This window comes from Streptomyces sp. DT2A-34, assembly GCF_030499515.1.
Taxonomy (GTDB): Bacteria; Actinomycetota; Actinomycetes; order Streptomycetales; family Streptomycetaceae; genus Streptomyces.
Genome location: NZ_JASTWJ010000001.1, coordinates 2,230,125 through 2,249,222 on the forward strand (window position 1 = coordinate 2,230,125; position 19,098 = coordinate 2,249,222).

The window sequence follows — 19,098 nt, forward strand, 5'->3', positions numbered from 1 at the left end:
CCGAGCAGGACACAGCCCCTCAAGAAGTCGCCCGACTCAAGTCAGGTTAGGCTCACCTCTGTGAGTACGTGCTCAACCGTCTCGCAGGACCTCGACGAGCCCATCGCGGGGACCGCGGCGACCGCGACGACCTGGCTGCTGCTGGAGCAGCCCGGTCCGTGGGGTGCCAAGGCGCTCACGCAGAGCCACCTGGATCCCGCGCTGGGCCGCGCCCTGGAGACTGCCGCGAAGGGCACGGGCGTACGCGTGGCACTGATTCGCCGTCCGGGCCGGCACGCCGACTGCGGGCCCCCCGCCGAGCGCCGGGTCTACGCGGCCCACACCGTGCCCGGAAACGTCTGGCTGCACGCCGCCACGACGAACGACCCGGAGCAGTTGCTCGACCTGGACTTCGCCGCCCTCGGCATGGGTTTCCACCACACCTTCGACTCGGCACTCCAGGGGCGGCCCCACACAGGCGACCCGCTCGCGCTCGTCTGCACGAACGGCAAGCGGGACCGCTGCTGCGCGCTCCTCGGCCGGCCTCTCGCGGCCGAGCTCGCCGCATCCGGCGTGGAGGGCGTCTGGGAGGTCACCCATCTGGGTGGACATCGGTTCTCACCGACGTTGCTGGTGCTGCCGTACGGCTACGCCTACGGCCGGGCGCAGGCCCACGCCGTCAAGGAGGTCCTGCACAGCGTCCAGGAGGGACGGATCACCGTCGAGGGGTGCCGCGGGAACTCCGCCTGGGAGCGACCGGGCCAGGCGGCCGAGCTGGCCGTGCGCTCGGCTGCGGGCGAGTACGCCGCGGAAGCGCTGCGCGTCGTACGGACGGACGGCGCGGCCCCGCGATGGGAAGTGACGGTCGCCCACGTGGACGGGCGCCACTGGCGGGTCGTCGTGGCGCAGGGCGCGTCCCTGCCACCCCGCCCCGAGAGCTGCGGCACGTCGGTGCTCGGCTCGCCCGCGCGGATGGACGTGGTGGCGGTGCGCGAGCTCACGGTGGCGACGGCACTCGCGAGTTGATCAGGTGCACGGAGTGGTTCTCGTCTTGATCAGGTGCACTGGGTGACCGGTGAGTTGATCAGATCCACGGCCTGGCTCGCAGGTGGATCAGGCGCACGGCCTGGGCTCGCGAGTTGATCGGATACAGGCATTGGCGCACGAGTTGACCAGGTGCACGGAGCCACCCCACATGGACCGAGCGCCCGACATCGATCAAGAGATCCACGTCACACCCCACTACGGGACTTCCCGCCCGCCCACGTACCGTCATGGGTATGAGCCCCACTCCCCCCGCACGTCGCCTGCGCCTCGGCCTGCCCCGGCGGATGTTCGCGCAGGTGCTGCTGATGCAGGTGGCGATCGCCGCGGGAGTCGCGGTGCTCGCGACCGGGCTGTTCCTCGCTCCGCTCAGCGACCAGCTGGACGATCAGGCGATGCGCCGTGCGCTGTCGATCGCGCAGACCACGGCGGCCCAGCCGCAGATCGCCGAGGATCTGGTGAGCACGCGCGCGACGGCCGACGGGCCCGTCCAGCGGGAGGCGGAGCGGATCCGCCGGGCCACCCACGCCGAGTATGTCGTCGTGATGGACCGGCGCGGCGTGCGCTGGTCCCATCCCACCCCGGGCGAGATCGGCAGGATCGTGTCGACGGACCCGGGTCAGGCCCTCGCCGGCCACGAGGTCATGCAGATCGACGACGGCACCCTGGGCCGCAGCACCCGCGGCAAGGTGCCGCTGCGCGACGGCGACGGCAAGATCGTCGGGGCGGTCTCGGTCGGTATCGCGTACGACAGCGTGCGGGCCCGGCTGCTGCACGCGATCCCCGGGCTGCTCGCGTACGCGGGCGGTGCCCTCGCGGTCGGCTCGCTGGCCGCCTGGCTCATCTCCCGCCGACTGCAGCGGCAGACACGGGACCTGGCCTTCTCCGACATCTCGGCGCTGCTCGCGGAGCGCGAGGCCATGCTGCACGGCATCCGGGAGGGCGTCGTCGCCCTGGACCGCGGCGGCCGTATCCGTCTCCTCAACGATGAGGCTCAACGCCTGCTGGGCATCGGGGACGAGGCCGTCGGCCGGTCCCTCGACGAGGCGCTCGGCGAGGGCCGTACGACCGACGTGCTGGCCGGCCGGGTGACCGGCACCGATCTGCTCACGGTCCGCGGCCAGCGCGTCCTGGTCACCAACCGCATGCCCACCGACGACGGCGCCGTCGCGACCCTGCGCGACCGCACCGAGCTGGAGCAGCTCGGCCGGGAGCTCGACTCCACGCGCGGCCTGATCGACGCCCTGCGCGCCCAGGACCACGAACACGCCAACCGTATGCACACGCTCCTCGGGCTGCTCGAACTGGAGATGTACGACGACGCCGTGGAGTTCGTCGGCGAGGTGGTCGGCGATCACCGGGCCACCGCGGAGCAGGTCGCCGAGAAGATCCAGGACCCGCTGCTAGCCGCCCTCCTGGTCGGCAAGGCGACCGTGGCCGCCGAGCGCGGCGTCGCGCTGCACCTGTCGGACCGTACCCGGCTGCCGGACCGGCTGGTGGACCCCCGAGGGCTCGTCACGATCGTCGGCAACCTGGTGGACAACGCACTGGACGCCGTCGCGGGCACGCCGCACGCGCGCGTGGAGGTCGAATCGCGCGCCGAGGGGCGCACCGCGATCCTCAGGGTGCGCGACACAGGGCCGGGAATCCCCGAGGAGCACCGCGAGTTGATCTTCACCGAGGGATGGTCCACCAAGAAGCCGCCGGCCCACCGCGAACGCGGTATCGGGCTCTCCCTGGTGCGCAGGCTCGCCGAACGGCAGGGCGGCACCGCGACCGTGGGCGAAGCGGCGGGCGGCGGCGCGGAGTTCACCGTGCTCCTGCCCGAGGCGCTGGCCGAGCCCGACCTGGAACCGGCCGCCCTCACCGTGCCATCAGCCGCGCAGCGCACCGCCGAGGAGGAGTCGCGATGATCGAGGTCCTGGTCGTGGACGACGACACGCGCGTGGCGCGGGTCAACGCCGCCTACGTCGAGAAGGTGCCGGGCTTCCATGTCGCCGGCGAGGCGCACAGCGCGGCCGAGGCGCTTCGCCAGGTGGAGGAGCTGCCCCGCCTGGACCTGGTCCTCATGGATCACTATCTGCCCGACGGGACGGGCCTGTCGGTCGTCCAGGAGATGCGCCGACGCGGCCTCCAGACCGATGTGATCATGGTCACGGCGGCCCGGGACGTGTCGACGGTGCAGGCGGCGATGCGGCACGGGGCGCTGCAGTACCTGGTCAAGCCGTTCGCCTTCGCGGGCCTGCGCGCCAAGCTGGAGGCGTACGCGGAGCTGCGTCGCACCCTCGACGGCGGCGGCGAGGCGGAACAGGCCGAGGTGGACCGCATCTTCGGCGCCCTGTCCGCGTCATCGGAGCCCGACCTGCCGAAGGGCCACTCCCCCACCACCGCGGAACTCGTACGCCAGTCCCTGATGAACGCCGAAGGCCCGCTGTCGGCCCAGGAGATCGCCGATCGGACGGGGGTGAGCCGCCAGACCGCCCAGCGCTATCTCAAGCTCCTGGAACGCACGGGCCGGGCCCGCCTCACCCTCAAGTACGGCGACGCGGGCCGCCCGGAACACCGTTACGTGTGGGCGACCCGCGCCTGAGGCACGGCCCGTGGGGGCGGGGGAAGGAACCGTGCCGCTTCTTCATACGGATGCCGGCCGCCCATTTATCAGCCGACTGCTCGGCATCCTGCGCGCGTCTCCTCCGTCCTGCGGCGGAGGGGAGCGTCGTACGGCGGTGAAGGCGGCGCCGACCCAAACCGCCCCCGGCCTAAACCGCTCCCGCCCCCGTCAGCGACCGCACCTCGGTCTCCGCGTGCTTGGCCTCGTCCGGCATCTCGGCCGAGGTGACCGTGCCGAGCCAGCCCGCGACGAAGCCCAGCGGGATCGAGACGAGGCCGGGGTTCTGCAGGGGGAAGTACTGGAAGTCGACGCGGGGGAACAGCGATTCGGGGCTGCCCGACACCACCGGCGACAGCAGCACGAGAACCACGGCCGGGATCAGGCCCCCGTACACCGCCCATACGCCGCCGCGCGTGGTGAAGTCCCGCCAGAACAGCGTGTAGAGCAGCACCGGCAGATTGGCGGACGCGGCGACGGCGAAGGCGAGGCCGACCAGGAAGGCGACGTTCAGGTCGCGGGCCAGCAACCCGAGGGCGATCGCGACCACGCCGATGCCGACCGCGGCGGCCCGCGCCACGGCCACCTCGCTGCGGGGCTTGGCGCGTCGGCGGCGTAGCGACGTGTACAGGTCGTGGGCCACGGAGGCCGAGGAGGACAGCGTGATGCCGGCGACCACCGCGAGGATCGTGGCGAAGGCGATGGCGGCGACCACGGCGAAGAGAACCGTTCCTCCGGTGGAATGCGCGCCGCCGCCGAGATCGAGGGCGAGCAGCGGAACCGCGGTGTTCCCGGCCGCGTTCGACCCGCGCACGGCCTCGGGCCCGACGATGGCGGCGGCGCCGAAGCCCAGAACGATCGTCATGAGGTAGAAGCCGCCGATGAGACCGATCGCCCAGACCACCGAGCGCCGGGCCGCGCGGGCGGTGGGCACCGTGTAGAAGCGGGAGAGGATGTGCGGCAGCCCGGCGGTCCCCAGCACCAGCGCGAGCCCGAGGCTGATGAAGTCGAACCGGGCCGTCCAGTCCCCGCCGTACTTCAGCCCGGGTGCCAGGAACGCCTCGCCGTGACCACTGCGCTCGGCCGCCGTGAGCAGCAGCCGGTCGAAGTCGCCGTGGAAGCGCACCAGGACGAGCGCGGTCAACGCGATGGTGCCGCCGAGCAGCAGGACCGACTTGACGATCTGGATCCAGGTGGTGGCCCGCATCCCTCCCCACGACACATAGATCACCATGAGCGCACCGACGCAGATGACGGTCCAGGCCTGCGCCGCCTCGCCCTTGCCCCCGAGCAGCAGCGCGACCAGGGTGCCCGCGCCCACCATCTGCGCCACCAGATACAGAACGGACACGGTGACCGAGGAAGTTCCCAGCGCGATCCGCACCGGGCGCTCGCTCACCCGCGCGGCGACCACGTCGGCGAGCGTGAACCGCCCGCAGTTGCGCACCAGTTCGGCGACGAGGAACAGCACCACCAGCCAGGCCACGAGGAAGCCCACCGAGTACAGCATCCCGTCGTAGCCGAAGAGAGCGATGAGCCCGGAGATGCCGAGGAAGGAGGCGGCCGACATGTAGTCACCGGCGATGGCAAAACCATTCTCCATGGGCGAGAAGAGCCGGCCGCCCGCATAGAACTCCTCCGCCGAACCACGCCGGTTGCGGCTCACCCACGTCGTGATCGCCAATGTGATCGCGACGAATACGCTGAACAGGAGCAGCGCCAGAGTCTGATGGTCACCCGTCACGCGACACCGTCCCTTGCGACGCGCGTCAACTCCTGGGTGTCCCAGCGCAGTTCGAGCGCGGCCCGGTCTCGGCGCAGCCGCGCATGGCGGGCGTAGGCCCAGGTGAGCAGGAAGGTGCTGAGGAACTGCCCGAGCCCGGCGAGCATCGCGACGTTCACAGCGCCCGCCACGGGCCGGGCCATCAATCCCGGCGCGGTCGTGGCGGCGACGACGTACACCACGTACCAGGAGAGGAACACGGCGACCGCCGGCACCACGAACCTGTGGTAGCGGCTGCGCACTTCCTGGAAGGCGGCGCTGCGCTGTACCTCTAGGTACACGTCGGCCGCTGCCGGCGGAGCGGCGTCAGGAGCATCCGTGACGTCCGACTCCCCCCACCCGGAGGCGAGCGCGTCGTACCAGGGATCGTCGTACCGCGCACTTCTGGCGTCGCGGGGACGACCGTCGCTTGAGTACATGCCCAAGCATGGACAGAACGGAAAGATCCCCGGCTCTTTTTCTCCGCGCGCTTCACCCCATCAGGTGATTCACCCGCCGAAGCCGCATATGTCGTACGCGCCCGCAAGCCGCCAACGGCGAGTACGCCCCACGGGGGCCACCCGCACCCGACGACGAAAGCCGCACGGGCGATGCGGGTGGGAACCCAAATGAGGGGCCGAAGGCGAAGCCGAGGCCGAATAGCCGGCCCAAGCCCAGCGCAGCGGCTACGCGTCGATACGCGACCGATCCAGCGTCGCCGCCGAGCTGGAGATGAACTCCTTACGCGGCGCCACGTCATTGCCCATCAGCAGATCGAAGACCCGCTCGGCGGCCTCCAGGTCGGTGAGGCTGATCCGGCGCAGGGTGCGATGGCGCGGGTCCATCGTCGTCTCGGCCAGCTGGTCGGCGTCCATCTCACCGAGACCCTTGTACCGCTGGATGGAGTCCTTGTAGCGGATGCCCTTGCTCTGGAACTCCATGAGCTTGTCGCGCAGTTCACGGTCCGAGTATGTGTAGACGTACTTGTCCTGCCCCTTCTTGGGCTGGATGAGCTCGATCCGGTGCAGCGGCGGCACCGCCGCGAACACCCGGCCGGCCTCGATCATCGGCCGCATGTAGCGCTGGAACAGCGTCAGCAGCAGGGTCCGGATGTGGGAGCCGTCCACATCGGCGTCGGTCATCATGATGATCTTGCCGTAGCGCGCCGCGTCGATGTCGAAGGTCCGGCCGGAACCCGCTCCTATGACCTGGATGATCGCCCCGCACTCGGCGTTCTTGAGCATGTCGGTCACGGACGACTTCTGGACGTTGAGGATCTTGCCGCGGATCGGCAGCAGCGCCTGGAACTCGGAGTTCCGGGCGAGCTTGGCGGTGCCGAGCGCGGAGTCTCCCTCGACGATGAACAGCTCGCTGCGGTCGACGTCGTCACTGCGGCAGTCCGCGAGCTTGGCGGGCAGCGACGAGGACTCCAGCGCCGTCTTCCGGCGCTGCGCGTCCTTGTGCTGGCGGGCCGCGATACGCGTGCGTGCGGCGGCGACGGCCTTCTCCATGACGACCCGGGCCTGGGCTGCGGCGTCCCGCTTCGTGGACGTGAGGAACGCCTTGAGCTCCCTGGAGATCACGGTGTTCACGATGCGTCGGGCCGCCGAGGTGCCCAGGACCTCCTTGGTCTGGCCCTCGAACTGCGGCTCGGCGAGACGGACCGTGACGACCGCGGTGAGGCCCTCCAGGGCGTCGTCCTTGACGATGTCGTCCTCGGCGACACGCAGCAGCTTCTTGGCGCGCAGCACCTCGTTCATCGTGCTGGTCACGGCCGTCTCGAAGCCCGCGACGTGCGTGCCGCCCTTGGGCGTGGCGATGATGTTCACGAACGACTTCAGGGTCGTGTCGTACCCGGTGCCCCACCGCATGGCGACGTCGACGTCGAGCTCGCGGGTGACCTGGGTGGGGGTCATCTGGCCGTGCTCGTCCAGGACCGGGACCGTCTCCTTGAAGGTGCCCTGGCCGCCGAAGCGGAGGACGTCGCAGACCGGCTTGTCGGTGGCGAGGTACTCGCAGAACTCGCTGATGCCGCCGTCGAAGCGGAAGGACTCCTCGCCCTTGCTGCCGCCCTCGCCGAGGCCGAGCTCGTCACGGACGACGAGGGTGAGACCGGGCACCAGGAACGCGGTCTGGCGGGCGCGCTGGTGCAGATTCTCCAGGGAGAGCTTGGCGTCCTTGAGAAAGATCTGGCGGTCGGCCCAGTACCGCACGCGCGTGCCGTTGCGCGTCTTGGGGATCTTCTTGGTCTTGCGCAGGCCACTCTTGGCCTCGAACTTGGCGTTCGCACCGTCCGCGGCGAAGGCCCCGGGTACGCCACGCCGGAAGCTGATGGCGTGGGTGTGACCGCTCCGGTCCACCTCGACGTCCAGCCGCGCGGACAGGGCGTTCACCACGGAGGCGCCCACGCCGTGCAGACCACCGGACGCGGCGTACGAACCGCCGCCGAACTTTCCGCCGGCGTGCAGCTTGGTCATGACGACCTCGACGCCGGACAGGCCGGTCTTGGGCTCGACGTCGACCGGGATGCCCCGGCCGTTGTCCCGGACCTCCACGGACCCGTCGTCGTGGAGGATCACCTCGATGTGGTCGCAGTACCCGCCGAGGGCCTCGTCGACAGAGTTGTCGATGATCTCCCAGAGGCAGTGCATGAGACCGCGGCTGTCGGTCGACCCGATGTACATACCCGGGCGCTTGCGTACGGCCTCGAGCCCCTCGAGGACGAGCAGGTGCCGCGCGGTGTAGTTGGACCCGTCCCGGTCTGCTCCTGCCAGCAGCGCTGTGGACGGCACGGACGTCTCGGCGGTCACGCGGTTCGCTCCTCGCTGAATTTCATATGGGGCCCCAGTGGGTAAGGGCGCGGCTTCGGTCGCCGTCAAGAGGGTACCGAGGCCTGGTAGAGCCGTTGTAACGCCACCCTCGTGTGGAACACAGACTAATCCAGAGTCGCATGCGTGTTCGATCCCTCGATGGGGTGAAGTACATATCACGTTCCCTTCCAGGCATGAACCATTTAGGCTCCGGGCACGTCCTCATGAACAAACCGGCAAGCCAGCCGGGAGGACCGACCTTGACCGACAGCGCGAAACCGTAAGCACGACAGATGCGCGATACGGCACATTCGCCGCCAAACCGGCAGCAGCCAGCCGCCCCGGAAAAAAATTTCTCTCTGGGAGAAGCCGCGAGCGGGAACGTTTTGGGGCTGGTTGGATGTTGACCCTGGTACGACAGCTCGTCGAGCTAGAGAAGAGGCGACGTGACTACTGTTCTGACCCCCGCGAGCCCGCTGACGGCCGCTGACCGCTGCGACCGCTGCGGCGCACAGGCGTACGTGCGCGTTGTCCTGCTCAGCGGCGGAGAACTGCTCTTCTGCGCCCACCACGGCCGCAAGTTCGAGCCGGAACTCAAGAAGATCGCCGCTGAGATACAGGACGAGACGGAGCGGCTGACGTCCGTTCCCGCATCGACGTCCGAAGAAGAGCGCTGACACCTCGCATTCACGACGAGCCAGCTTCCGGCACAGGCCGGTTGACGGGCGGCCGCCCCTGACAGCAGGGGCGGCCGCCCGCGCTCATACCCTTCGGGCCCTCCTCATGCGCCTCGGGCCCCAGGGCCCCCTCAGCCGCCCGCTTGGTGATCGTGTGCCCCTGCGGCGCGCCACCCCAGCGTCCGCACGGCGTCGGACACACGCGTGTAGACGCCAGGCGTTCCCCCACGACCGCAGCCGCTCCCCCAGGAAACGAGTCCGATCAGCTTCCCGTGGGCGATCAGCGGCCCTCCGCTGTCCCCCTGGCAGGCGTCCCGGCCTCCCTCCTGTTCCCCGGCACAGACCATGCTGTCGGCCAGGTACCTTCCGCTGCCCCCGCCCGGATACGCCGCCCTGCACAGAGCATCGGGCAGCACATGCACGCGCGCGGCGCGCAGACTGCGCGCGTAGTCACCCGCACCCGTGATGTCCCCCCACCCGTAGACGAGGGCCGCCGTGCCCGGCACATAGGCGGGATCGCCGGCGCGCGCCATCCTGATGACCGAGCTCGAGGGAAGCGGCTGGGCGAGGGTGACCACGGCGAAGTCCCCCGCATTGGTCACACCGTCGTAAGCAGGGTTCACCCAGGTGTCACGGACGCGGATCTCCTGGCCCCGGTTCGACAACAGATCCGTACGGCCGGCGATGACCGTGAGGTCGCGCACCCGGTTCGGCGGCGAGCCCAGGACCTCCTCGCTCATGCAGTGGGCCGCGGTGAGCACAGTGGACCGGCCGACCGCCACACCGACGCAGAACTGACCCGCCCGCGTACCCCCGAACCGGTCACGACTGGCCAGCGCCACGGTCCACGGACTCTGGGAAACATCGACCGGAAACCCGCCGACGACGACACTGTCGGCAGCCACGGGGGTGGCGGACATCAACGGTATGGCGGCTGCCACAGCCGCCAGAGCAAGCGGCCGGGTCAGCGCCCGGGTAAAGGGACGGCGCATGACGCTCCTCACTCTCGGGTGGTCATGGGAAACCCAGAGTGATTCAGCTCGCCGCACCCCGCACCCGCGCGACAGCACGAAGGCCCGGCCCCCACTCGGGAGACCGGGCCCTGCGTGTCGTACGGATGCGACCTAGTCGAGGTAGTCGCGCAGTATGGACGGGTGAACGCTGTGCTTGACCTGCATAGATGCAGGTCAAGAGCGAGCGTTAGGGGCGAAATATCCTGGATTGAGGAAAGCCGTCACGATCGCTGCCTTCGACTGAGCCGGAAGATGGCGTAGGTGATCCCGAGGATGATGTCCACGGCCGCCCATAGGCCGATCACAAGGCCAACGCCGATGGCGGTTCCAACGTCGCCAGCATCCCGACATAGCTCTAGCGCTTCGCCAGTGAGGCCTTCACAGGAAGGGTCGTCGCCGGCTTCGTTCACCCCTACGATGATCCAGATCAAGAACAGCGCCTGCACCGCGAGGAATATCCACAGGAAGATCCTGCGGGGCTTCCTCTTGGCCCCTCAGCGGGGGGCGGGGAGCCCTCAGGGCGTGGCCCCCATTGCGGGGACGGGGTATCAGTCATCAGCCCGACCTCCTTGACGAGGCGAGGCAATCTCCACTGCCGATATATGGTCAACGGTACGCGCAACGGCGACTTGGCCGTGCTCCCCGCCCTGGCCAGAGACCACAGAACAACAGCAGGACCAGTACCTATCCCGTGTCTTGGACTACCTGTGGCAATGCCGCGAAAGTGCATCTGACCTGGGCAGATAAGTAACCGTTGGTTCTGGTCGATTCCCATCGCTCTTCGATGGCTCGTGTCCTGGCTGTGTCCAGCGTCGTCCGTTCTCGGATCAGTGAACGGCGGTGGACGGGAAAACACCGAGACCGTGACACGGCTACTCCAATCGCGAGAAGATGCCGCAACTTGTCTCACCACACGGAGGACCGGCGCCAGTGGACATGCGGGAAGCAGCCAGGGCACACCTCGCTCAGAGTCTCGCCGACAGGACTCGGGCACTTGGACATCGCCTTCAGCATGGAGAGACACCCATCGCAAGCAGCGCTGGCGACCTCGTCCTCCAGGAACCTTCACCTCCCCAGGGTTCGTCAGTCGACGAAGTCAAGGCCCATTTCCCTGCTCCCGACGGGGATTTCGTCCTCACCGATCGGACGTTGTACTACCGCGACCCTCGCGGCAACGTGTACCTGCTGCCTCTCATGTCGATCACCCACTGGCGTCAGAGACGTTCTGATCACCCGGGCATGGCACCGAGTCTTCAGCGACGGCTCTTGGAGATCGAGGTCAGCACGTCCGACGGCGCGCGGTACCTCATTGAGTCGGGCAAGATCTTTGCTCGACAGATCCGCAAGACAGGCAAGATCCGCCGTCGCTGGTGGTGACCGCTGACAACCGCCTCCATGGGTGTAGAAGCCTCCCGTCAGCCAACCAGGTGCTTCAGGAAGTCGATCACAAACTTCTCGACGTCTTCCTTCTTGGTGGTGTCTCGCACGTCGATGCGATCAATCTGCTTGACGCCAGCGTTGCGCAGCAGCCGCTCGCGACTGTGATCATCCGAGCGCATCCCTTTGTGGTAAGGGCCGTCCACCTCAATGACCCCAGCCCGCCCACGGTAAGTGATCAAGAAGTCGGGTTCGACCGGGACTGACTTGAGGACCTTCATCGCGGGAAGCGGCAGGATCCCAATGGTGTCGTTGTCCGGCAGAGCCGCCTGCCGCTCCTTCAGCACCCTGTACACCTTCCACTCCCACTCATTGGTGAAGTGAAGGCCGTCTTCGGTCGGGTGCTGGGGCTCCAGCCGCACGCGGCGGGCCTGATTGGTCGGCTGCTGACCATTGGCGGCCTTGAGGCGCTTCCGCCAGTCCACAGAGACGCGGGGAACTGACGGGCGGACTTCGATCTCGTCGATGGTCTCGTCATGTGGCATGGTCGCCCGCATGGCACCAGCGATCTTGTCCAGTACTTCCTGGGTGTACTGAGCAAGGAGATAGGGCTCCACCATGAGAACGGCTTTGAAGCCCACCTCGTTATCGAACGTGTTCCAGAGAATCAGTTCTGCCAGCTCTGCTTCCGCGGCCAACGCTGCTGTCTCAAGATCGCCTTGCTCGTGCAGAAGCAAGCCACTCGCCCCAAGCACCTTCTCGCGGTGGAGGCGTTGGCGCTCTTCTTCTGGGAGGTTCGGATTCGCCAAGATGTCGTCCAGCGAGCGCAGCTCTTCACCCATGGGCGAGATTGTCGCACTAACCACTGACAACGGAGAGCGCCCGCAAGGTAGTTACGTAGAACCCGGAGCCTGCATGGCCTCGGCCATCTCCTCGGCCGCGTCCGCGTGGAACGTGCCGCTGTGGGTCACCATCGGACGCACAGAACCCCATACACGCTCGGGGAGGCCGAGACCGGCCAGGGCCGCCCAGATGGCCTCCGCCGCATCGGATGTGCCCTCGGCTGGATGCCCGCGGAGCGGGGCGCACACTGGAATCACAACCCCGAAGAAGCTGATCACGATGACTCTGCGCACCATCGCCCATCACCTCGGTCTGCCCGTCCGACGCGACCCGCAGGAGGTCGCAAAGATCATCGAGGGACTCCGCCCCACCCTGGACGAGCTTCCCGACGACAAGCAGGAACGGCTCGCCGCCGAGTGGACCAAGGTCCTCAGCGAACGCCACTGGCACCGGCCCTACCTCCGGGACTGAGTACCTTTCGCGCCTGCGGCGATGCCCCCAAACGGCCGCTGAACTGCATCGATGGGTCACCGTTGGCCGCCAGCAGCGTGCATCCATGCACGAGAACAAGGCGATGCATCCATGCATGAAACCGAGCCGCAACCATGCCCATGCGGGTCACACTGGAGGTACAGCACCCGCGAAGTAGTGATCATCATGACCAGCGACGAAGAACTCGCGTTCGCAGAGGAGATCGACCCCGACCTGGCACAGATCCTCGCGGAGATCCGCCAGTACTGCGACACCATGCCGCCAGAGGACGCTCTCGACCTGATCGACAAGTGCAGGATGGTCGTGTCAGTCTGCCGCGACCTGGGGCGGCTGGACAGCGGCGCGGCCGATCGGTGAAGCCCGAAGCCCCGGAGAGTGGCTGTGACTGATGCTGACTCTGTCGGGGATCTTGGGGATCCCCGGCGGGGCAGCCTGATCAACGGGCATGCTCGGCTCTGTTCAAGGACCGATGCAGCTGTCGAGGTGCCCGTTGTCGCTCCACGCCCGTTCTGGCGAGCAAGTCCCTTCTCTGACCGTGCGGATGGCGCGAGCGAGCAACCCGGGCGGTACAACGGCGATGTGGGTGAGAGACCGCCTGGGCGGGCTGTGGCGTGACGAAGACTTCGCCGACTGGTACCCGCGCGACGGCCGCCCCGGGCTCTCGCCCGCCCAGCTGGCCACCGTCCGTGTGCTGCAGTTCCTGCTCGGTCTGTCGGACCGGCAGGCGGCCGAGGCGGTGCGCTGCCGCATCGATTTCAAGTACGCGCTGGCCATGGAACTGGACGATCCCGGCTTCCACCACAGCGTGCTGGCCGACTTCCGCGAGCGCCTCGCCCAGGACGATCGTGCCGACCGTCTCCTCGACCTCGCGCTCGCGCGCCTGAAGGAGGCCGGTCTCGTCCGTGAGCGCACCACCCAGCATACGGACTCCACCCACGTCCTGGCCGCGGTGCGCGACCTGACCCGGCTGGAACTGGTCACCGAGGCCGTCCGCGCCGCGCTGGAAGAGCTGGCCGGCACAGCTCCGCACCTGCTGGCCGGCCTGGCCGACGAGGAGTGGGGGCGCCGCTACGGCCGTCCGGTCCGTCTGGGCAAGAACCCCACCCGCCCCAAGACCAGGATCCTTGCCACAGGCGGTGACGCCGTCCGGCTGCTGGAGGCTGTCGGGGAGCATGGGGCGGATCGCCTGTCCGGTCCCCGGGTCCAGGCCCTGCGGCAGATCATGGTGCAGAACTACTACCGCGACGGGGTCGGCCGCCTGCGCTGGCGCACCGCTGAGGACGGCGGGCTGCCGCCCTCGGCCGTCGCAGTCGTCTCGCCCTACGACCCGACGGCCCGCTACGCGCGCCGCGGACACGTCACCCGTTGGAAAGGGTTCGTCGCACATCTCACCGAGACCTGCGATCCTGACGCCGTTAACGTGATCACGGATGTGGCCACCACCGACGCCACCGGCTATGACGCGAAGGCTCTGCCCGGCATCCACACCCGGCTGAAGCGCCGCGGGCTGCTGCCCGCCGAGCATCTGGTCGACGGCGGCTACACCTCCCTGGTCCATCTGGAGCAGGCGGCCCGGGAGCACCAGGTCACGGTCACCGGACCGCTGCCGGTCAACTCCACCCGCCAGCACGCAAGAACGACGGCTTCGGCCGCGACGACTTCCACATCGACTTCGACCGCCGGCAGGTGACCTGTCCGCAGGGCGAGACCAGCCGGGGATGGCACGGCCCCTATCCGACCTCCTCACCCACCGCGGCACCTCTGATCGTGGCACGGTTCACCAAGAGCCAGTGCCGTCCCTGCCCGGTCCGCACCCGCTGCACGACCACCGCCGACAGCGCCCGAACCGTGGGCTTTCCCCCGCGAGAACTCCGCGATCTGCAACTCCGCGTCCGCGCCGAGCAACAGACATCCGAATGGCAGGCCCGCTATGCGGTCCGCTCCGGAGTGGAAGGCACTATCAGCGAACTCGCTCACGGACACGGCATGCGCCGTTGTCGCTACCGGGGACAGCAGAAAGCCCACCTACAGCACGTGTTCACAGCCATCGCCGCAAACATCGAGCGCCTCAGCCGACGGCCGCCGACCGGAGAAGCACCCCCGTCCCGGCCGCCGACCGCCTTCCAGAACTTCCTGGACCAGCACGGGATCCCCCGGCCGAGGTCTTGGCGGTCCGCCAGAGACTGAGCAGACGACACCAAGATCCCCGACAGAGTCAACATCAGTGGCTGTGGCTCTCCGGGGCTCCCGCATGGTCACAGCACGCCGAGGGCCGACAGCACCGTCAGGCAGAGGATCAAGCAGCCGGCGAACGCGGCACCGCCATTCAGGACACCATCCCTTCAGACAACCGGCGAGCCTGGGCCAGCGGAGAGAGCGGCAAGGGCGCCGTGACTGGTTTTCTCGGGCGCTGTTGAGATCACGTCGCTGGCCGCAGATGATGTTCACAGGGCGTCGGTGACCCGATGCTTGGTAATCGGTGGCGGCGGAGCGGGGGCGTTGAGTGCTGCGGCGACGTAGCGGCGTGCTGACTGGTGCGTCATGAGGAACCGTTTGCAGCTGTTGCTTCAGGTCCTGTTGGTGCTCGTCGCAAGTCTGCTGGGGATTGTCACCAACTACGCCACCAGCGAGAACGATGTGCCGTGGCTCCTGCATGTGCTCCAGCGGGTCGCGATACCGGCCATCGGACTGCTGATCGTCACCATGGTGGTGGTGCAGGTCGTTGTCTATCGGTTGGAGAACCCGGCGCCTCCGCCGACGGACTGGCCTCGCGACCGGGTTCCGTATCCCGGGTTGGACGCGTTCGTGGAGGACGAGGCCGCGGTCTTCTTCGGCAGGGAGGCCCAGTCCGAGGATCTGACACGTCGGCTGCACGAAGTGCAGGACCGGCCCGCGGACAGGTTCCTCGTTCTCGTGGGGGCCTCGGGGAGCGGGAAGTCGTCGCTGGTGCGAGCGGGGGTGATGCCGCGGCTGCGCGGGCGGCGGTGGTCGATCCTCCCCGCCTTCTCCCCGGGCCCCAACCCCCTGGCGTCCCTGGCCTCCGCGATCTCTGCGGCCGATGGGGAGCGCGAACCGGTGAGCGCGGTGTTACGGCGCCTTCGGCAGGATCCCGCCTCACTGCTCGCGGAGTTGTCCCGGCTGCGTGGGGGCAGGTTCCGTCGCATGCTTGTCGTGGTCGACCAGTTCGAAGAGCTCGTCACTCTCGCCGGCGCACGGGAACGCACCCAGTTCCTCGACGCCCTCCACACCTGCGTGACCCGCGATACGAAGATCCGGATACTCGCCACCCTGCGCGTGGACTTCCTGGGACCGCTCCTTGCCACTGGCCACGCCGACCTCTTCCAGCACCCGGTCGCCATCGGCGCGCTCGACAGGAGCCAGCTCGCCCAGGTGGTCGAGCGGCCGGGCGCTCTTGTTGGCCTGTCCTTCGCGCCCGGTGTCGTGGAAGCCATCGTCAACGACGCGGGTACGGACGACGCCCTGCCGCTGCTCGCTTACCTGCTGCAGGAGCTGTACTTCGCTTCCGGCCCCGGCGGGACGGTCACCGAGGAGCTGTACCGCAGCCACGGCGGCGTGGCCGGCGCCCTCGCCCGGCAGGCCGACCACACCGTGGCAGAGCTTGGCTCTGGGGATGACGGCATCGACTTTGTGCTGCGGGTGCTGCTGCGGTTCGTCACCGTCCAGGGCCAGGAGGTGGCCCGGCGCCGCGTGCCGCTCGCCGAGCTGATGGCACAAGAACGACGCGTCGTGGACGCCTTTGTCGAGGCACGCCTGCTGATGTCCGACGTACGCACCGGTCACCAGGAGCCCTACGCCCAGGTCACGCACGAGGCGCTGTTCCGCCAGTGGGCCCCCTTGCGCCAGGAGGTCGAGGCGCGCGCAGAACAACTGCGCCAACGCGCGGAACTCGAACGGTGGGCGGAGGACTGGGAGCGCTCCGGGCGCGGCGCGGACTACCTGCTCACCGGCGAGAGGCTGGCCCTTGCCCAGCGCTGGCTGCTCGCGCTGCAGGAGAGCGGGCAGGCCTCGGAGGCGGCCCAGTCGCTCGTCGAGTCCTCGCAACGGCGTGATCTCGCGTTCCTGCGCCGCGTTTCGGACAGCATCGGCCAGTACGCGCTCGGCGCCGTGGAACAGCAGCCCGAGCAGTCTCTCCTGCTGACCCTGGCCGCGCTGGGCGAATGCACGCCGACGCCGACCGCCCGGCGTGGCCTTATGACGGCTCTGGCGTTCAGTCACCTGCGCACCCAGCTCGACGGACACACCGACACCGTCCGGCACATCGCCTGGTCCCCGGACGGGCTGCTTCTGGCCACCGCGTCCAGAGACGGCACAGCCAGGGTCTTCGACGCCCGGTCGGGCCGCTCGGTGCGGGTTCTGCCGTCCGAGGGCGTGATGGTCGAGGGCGTGGCCTGGTCGCCGGACTCCGCCCGGATCGCCAGCGTGGGCCGCGACTGCGTCGTACGGATCTGGGACGCCGCGTCCGGAGAGCCCCTGCGCGTACTCACCGGCGCCTCCGACATCGGGCGACAGGTTGCCTGGTCACCCGACGGCCGGTGGATAGCCAGCAGCACACGCGACCAGACAGTGCGTGTATGGGACGCCGAGACGGGCGACCTTATCCACGAGCTGCACGGACACCGCGGCGACGTGTGGGGCCTCGCCTGGTCCCCGGACAGCGCGCGCCTGGCCTCGGCCTCACACGATCAGACCGCCCTCGTGTGGGACCTGGCCACCGGCACCTCGGTGACGACGCTGTCCGGCCACTCCGACTTCGTCGAAGGAATCGCCTGGTCCCCGGACGGACGCCTCATCGCCACCGGCTCCGGTGACCACACGGTGCGCATCTTCGACGCCGAGAGCGGCGCGCAGCGGCTCCTGGTCCGCGGCCACACGGACTACGTCTGGAACATCGCCTGGTCGCCCGACGGGCAGATGCTCGCCTCGGCCTCCTCCGACCAGAGCGTACGGATCGTCGACGCCCACGATGCGAAGGTCATCGCCGTCCTGCGCGGACACTCCGACACGGTGTGGGGTGTGACCTGGTCCCCCGACGGCGGCCGGCTCGCCACCAGCTCCACCGATGGCACAGGCCGCATGTGGGACCTACGCCCCAGGGGCGCCGAACGCCTGCTCCTCGACGGACACCACGGGCCCGTGAACCAAGCGGCCTGGTCGCACGACGACACCCACATCGCCACCGCCTCGGACGACGGAACGGTCCGCGTATGGGACGCCACCACAGGCACCTTCTCGAACCATGTCATCGAGCAAGCAGACCGCGTGTGGAGCGCCGCCTGGTCACCGCGCGACGACCGCCTGGCCATCAGCACCAACGACGGCGTGTTCCGCCTCCTCCTCGACAACCAGGTCAGTGCCTTCGACCACCGCGGCCCCGTGGTCGAGTCGGTCGCCTGGTCCCCCGACGGCAGCCGCATCGCCACCGGTGACCACGACGGCACCGTGAGGGTCTGGTCGGCCCAAGCCGGAGTCGAACTCACATCTCTGGCGGGACACCAGGACTGGGTCAGCCGCATCGCCTGGTCCTCCAGCGGACGCCTTCTGGCCAGCGCCTCGGACGACCGTACGTGCCGGCTCTGGGACGTTACCGAGTGCCGGCAGCTCACCGTGCTACGCGGGCACGACAACTACGTCGACGACGTCGCCTGGTCGCCCGACGAGGACCGCGTCGCCACCGCGTCCGGGGACTGGACGGCGGCGGTGTGGGACACCGCCACAGGCCGCCGGATCGAGGTCCTCAATGGCCACGAGGGGCGCGTCCGCGCCGTCGCCTGGTCTCCGGACGGCCGGCTCATCGCCACCGGCTCCGACGACCGCACGGTGCGCCTCTGGTCGTCCACCACCTTCGAGGAGGTCGCGATCATCGGCGTGCACCAAGACAAAGTCGCCTCGATCGCCTGGTCCCGGGACAGCACGCGCCTGCTCACCGGCTCCTTCGACGGCACCGCCCGAGTGTGGGCCGCCGAGCCCGACTTCGACCGCCTTGAAGCGGAAGCACGCGGCCGGGTCTTCCGCGTCCTCAGCGACGACGAGCGACGCCACCACATGCTGCCGCTGAGCCCGTGATCACAACTGCAGGTCGACGGTCTCGACCGTGCGGTCCTCGGTGTGCACCAGGTACTCGTCCGGGTCGAGGTTCATCGCCTTGCGCTCCGGCGAGGCCCAGTAGAGCGCGTTCCGTTCGGCGAACGTCTCCGGGCCGTCATACGCGATGAGCCAGACGAACTGGTTACGCTCCCGGTCCACCCAGGCGCCACCGATGGCGAAGCCCAACTCCAGGCGCAGCGGCACGATTTCGGCACGCCACCTCTCCACCCACTCATCGAGCATGCCCTCCCGGACGGTGTAGGTGCGCAGCTGAGTGGTCTTGGCCATACGAGTCCCTCCCGAGTCGTAGCTCCCGGACCGCAGCGTACGTGTCGCAGAGCGGCCAGAGGTAAGAGCCCGGCGCGGCAGCAGGCCGCTTGGCGTCGGC

The 19,098-nt window shown here is 68.8% G+C and carries 17 protein-coding genes; 9 read left to right on the forward strand and 8 right to left on the reverse strand.

Annotation, left to right across the window (positions count from 1 at the left end; genetic code table 11):
- The first annotated feature begins 60 nt into the window (after positions 1 to 60).
- The 3 genes from QQM39_RS09630 (at position 61) to QQM39_RS09640 (ending at position 3,613) form a co-directional block, all read left to right on the forward strand.
- On the forward strand, positions 61 to 1,005 hold the full coding sequence (locus QQM39_RS09630; protein WP_301996271.1) for a sucrase ferredoxin: 945 nt from the start codon (positions 61 to 63) through the stop codon (positions 1,003 to 1,005).
- 254 nt (positions 1,006 to 1,259) lie between these two features.
- Positions 1,260 to 2,936: a sensor histidine kinase gene (locus tag QQM39_RS09635; protein ID WP_301996272.1), complete on the forward strand. Its 1,677-nt coding sequence runs from the start codon at positions 1,260 to 1,262 to the stop codon at positions 2,934 to 2,936.
- Positions 2,933 to 3,613 (forward strand): response regulator, encoded by a 681-nt coding sequence (locus QQM39_RS09640; protein ID WP_301996273.1) that lies wholly within the window; start codon positions 2,933 to 2,935, stop codon positions 3,611 to 3,613. Before QQM39_RS09635 ends, QQM39_RS09640 begins: the two co-directional genes overlap by 4 nt.
- Positions 3,614 to 3,782: 169 nt before the next feature.
- On the opposite strand, the gene QQM39_RS09645 is transcribed toward QQM39_RS09640, so the two are convergent.
- The 3 genes from QQM39_RS09645 to QQM39_RS09655 all read right to left on the reverse strand — a co-directional run bounded on the left by QQM39_RS09645 (position 3,783) and on the right by QQM39_RS09655 (position 8,203).
- Positions 3,783 to 5,375: a cation acetate symporter gene (locus tag QQM39_RS09645; protein ID WP_301996274.1), complete on the reverse strand. Its 1,593-nt coding sequence runs from the start codon at positions 5,373 to 5,375 to the stop codon at positions 3,783 to 3,785.
- On the reverse strand, positions 5,372 to 5,833 hold the full coding sequence (locus tag QQM39_RS09650; RefSeq protein ID WP_301996275.1) for a DUF485 domain-containing protein: 462 nt from the start codon (positions 5,831 to 5,833) through the stop codon (positions 5,372 to 5,374). Before QQM39_RS09650 ends, QQM39_RS09645 begins: the two co-directional genes overlap by 4 nt.
- A gap of 246 nt (positions 5,834 to 6,079) precedes the next feature.
- Positions 6,080 to 8,203: a type IIA DNA topoisomerase subunit B gene (locus QQM39_RS09655; protein ID WP_301996276.1), complete on the reverse strand. Its 2,124-nt coding sequence runs from the start codon at positions 8,201 to 8,203 to the stop codon at positions 6,080 to 6,082.
- Between the two features lie 446 nt (positions 8,204 to 8,649).
- Between QQM39_RS09655 and QQM39_RS09660 the strand changes: the two genes are divergently transcribed.
- Positions 8,650 to 8,880: a hypothetical protein gene (locus QQM39_RS09660; RefSeq protein WP_301996277.1), complete on the forward strand. Its 231-nt coding sequence runs from the start codon at positions 8,650 to 8,652 to the stop codon at positions 8,878 to 8,880.
- 131 nt (positions 8,881 to 9,011) lie between these two features.
- Here QQM39_RS09660 and QQM39_RS09665 read toward each other — a convergent pair whose 3' ends face one another.
- The 4 genes from QQM39_RS09665 to QQM39_RS09680 form a co-directional block, all read right to left on the reverse strand.
- A complete protein-coding gene (locus tag QQM39_RS09665) occupies positions 9,012 to 9,872 on the reverse strand; it encodes a serine protease (RefSeq protein ID WP_301996278.1) in 861 nt (286 codons plus the stop codon).
- 242 nt (positions 9,873 to 10,114) lie between these two features.
- Positions 10,115 to 10,339 (reverse strand): hypothetical protein, encoded by a 225-nt coding sequence (locus QQM39_RS09670; protein ID WP_301996279.1) that lies wholly within the window; start codon positions 10,337 to 10,339, stop codon positions 10,115 to 10,117.
- Positions 10,340 to 11,308: 969 nt separating this feature from the next.
- On the reverse strand, positions 11,309 to 12,112 hold the full coding sequence (locus QQM39_RS09675; RefSeq protein WP_301996280.1) for a hypothetical protein: 804 nt from the start codon (positions 12,110 to 12,112) through the stop codon (positions 11,309 to 11,311).
- A 51-nt stretch (positions 12,113 to 12,163) separates the two neighbouring features.
- Positions 12,164 to 12,409 carry a hypothetical protein gene (locus QQM39_RS09680; protein ID WP_301996281.1) on the reverse strand — a complete coding sequence of 82 codons (246 nt, stop codon included), beginning with the start codon at positions 12,407 to 12,409 and terminating at the stop codon, positions 12,164 to 12,166.
- Here QQM39_RS09680 and QQM39_RS09685 point away from each other — a divergent pair.
- From QQM39_RS09685 to QQM39_RS09705, 5 genes are all read left to right on the forward strand, one after another.
- Entirely contained in the window at positions 12,393 to 12,584 is a 192-nt protein-coding gene (locus tag QQM39_RS09685; RefSeq protein ID WP_301996282.1) for a hypothetical protein, read from the forward strand. The genes QQM39_RS09680 and QQM39_RS09685 overlap by 17 nt on opposite strands.
- A 186-nt stretch (positions 12,585 to 12,770) precedes the next feature.
- On the forward strand, positions 12,771 to 12,962 hold the full coding sequence (locus QQM39_RS09690) for a hypothetical protein (protein ID WP_301996283.1): 192 nt from the start codon (positions 12,771 to 12,773) through the stop codon (positions 12,960 to 12,962).
- A gap of 226 nt (positions 12,963 to 13,188) precedes the next feature.
- A complete protein-coding gene (locus tag QQM39_RS09695; protein WP_301996284.1) occupies positions 13,189 to 14,295 on the forward strand; it encodes a transposase in 1,107 nt (368 codons plus the stop codon).
- Complete coding sequence (locus QQM39_RS09700) at positions 14,292 to 14,792, forward strand: transposase (RefSeq protein WP_301996285.1); 501 nt, start codon at positions 14,292 to 14,294, stop codon at positions 14,790 to 14,792. The genes QQM39_RS09695 and QQM39_RS09700 overlap by 4 nt, the downstream gene beginning before the upstream one ends.
- A gap of 354 nt (positions 14,793 to 15,146) precedes the next feature.
- A complete protein-coding gene (locus QQM39_RS09705; RefSeq protein WP_301996286.1) occupies positions 15,147 to 18,689 on the forward strand; it encodes a WD40 repeat domain-containing protein in 3,543 nt (1,180 codons plus the stop codon).
- Here QQM39_RS09705 and QQM39_RS09710 read toward each other — a convergent pair whose 3' ends face one another.
- Complete coding sequence (locus QQM39_RS09710) at positions 18,690 to 18,998, reverse strand: NIPSNAP family protein (RefSeq protein ID WP_301996287.1); 309 nt, start codon at positions 18,996 to 18,998, stop codon at positions 18,690 to 18,692.
- Positions 18,999 to 19,098 lie beyond the last annotated feature (100 nt).

What these genes read in the sequence shown, in the direction of transcription:
- QQM39_RS09690 (WP_301996283.1), top strand. Translation starts at nt 12,771, where the DNA reads ATGACCAGCGACGAAGAACTCGCGTTCGCAGAGGAGATCGACCCCGAC.
- QQM39_RS09665 (WP_301996278.1), bottom strand. Translation starts at nt 9,872, where the DNA reads ATGCGCCGTCCCTTTACCCGGGCGCTGACCCGGCCGCTTGCTCTGGCG.
- QQM39_RS09705 (WP_301996286.1), top strand. Translation starts at nt 15,147, where the DNA reads ATGAGGAACCGTTTGCAGCTGTTGCTTCAGGTCCTGTTGGTGCTCGTC.
- QQM39_RS09680 (WP_301996281.1), bottom strand. Translation starts at nt 12,409, where the DNA reads ATGGTGCGCAGAGTCATCGTGATCAGCTTCTTCGGGGTTGTGATTCCA.
- QQM39_RS09635 (WP_301996272.1), top strand. Translation starts at nt 1,260, where the DNA reads ATGAGCCCCACTCCCCCCGCACGTCGCCTGCGCCTCGGCCTGCCCCGG.
- QQM39_RS09640 (WP_301996273.1), top strand. Translation starts at nt 2,933, where the DNA reads ATGATCGAGGTCCTGGTCGTGGACGACGACACGCGCGTGGCGCGGGTC.
- QQM39_RS09685 (WP_301996282.1), top strand. Translation starts at nt 12,393, where the DNA reads ATGACTCTGCGCACCATCGCCCATCACCTCGGTCTGCCCGTCCGACGC.
- QQM39_RS09675 (WP_301996280.1), bottom strand. Translation starts at nt 12,112, where the DNA reads ATGGGTGAAGAGCTGCGCTCGCTGGACGACATCTTGGCGAATCCGAAC.
- QQM39_RS09710 (WP_301996287.1), bottom strand. Translation starts at nt 18,998, where the DNA reads ATGGCCAAGACCACTCAGCTGCGCACCTACACCGTCCGGGAGGGCATG.
- QQM39_RS09650 (WP_301996275.1), bottom strand. Translation starts at nt 5,833, where the DNA reads ATGTACTCAAGCGACGGTCGTCCCCGCGACGCCAGAAGTGCGCGGTAC.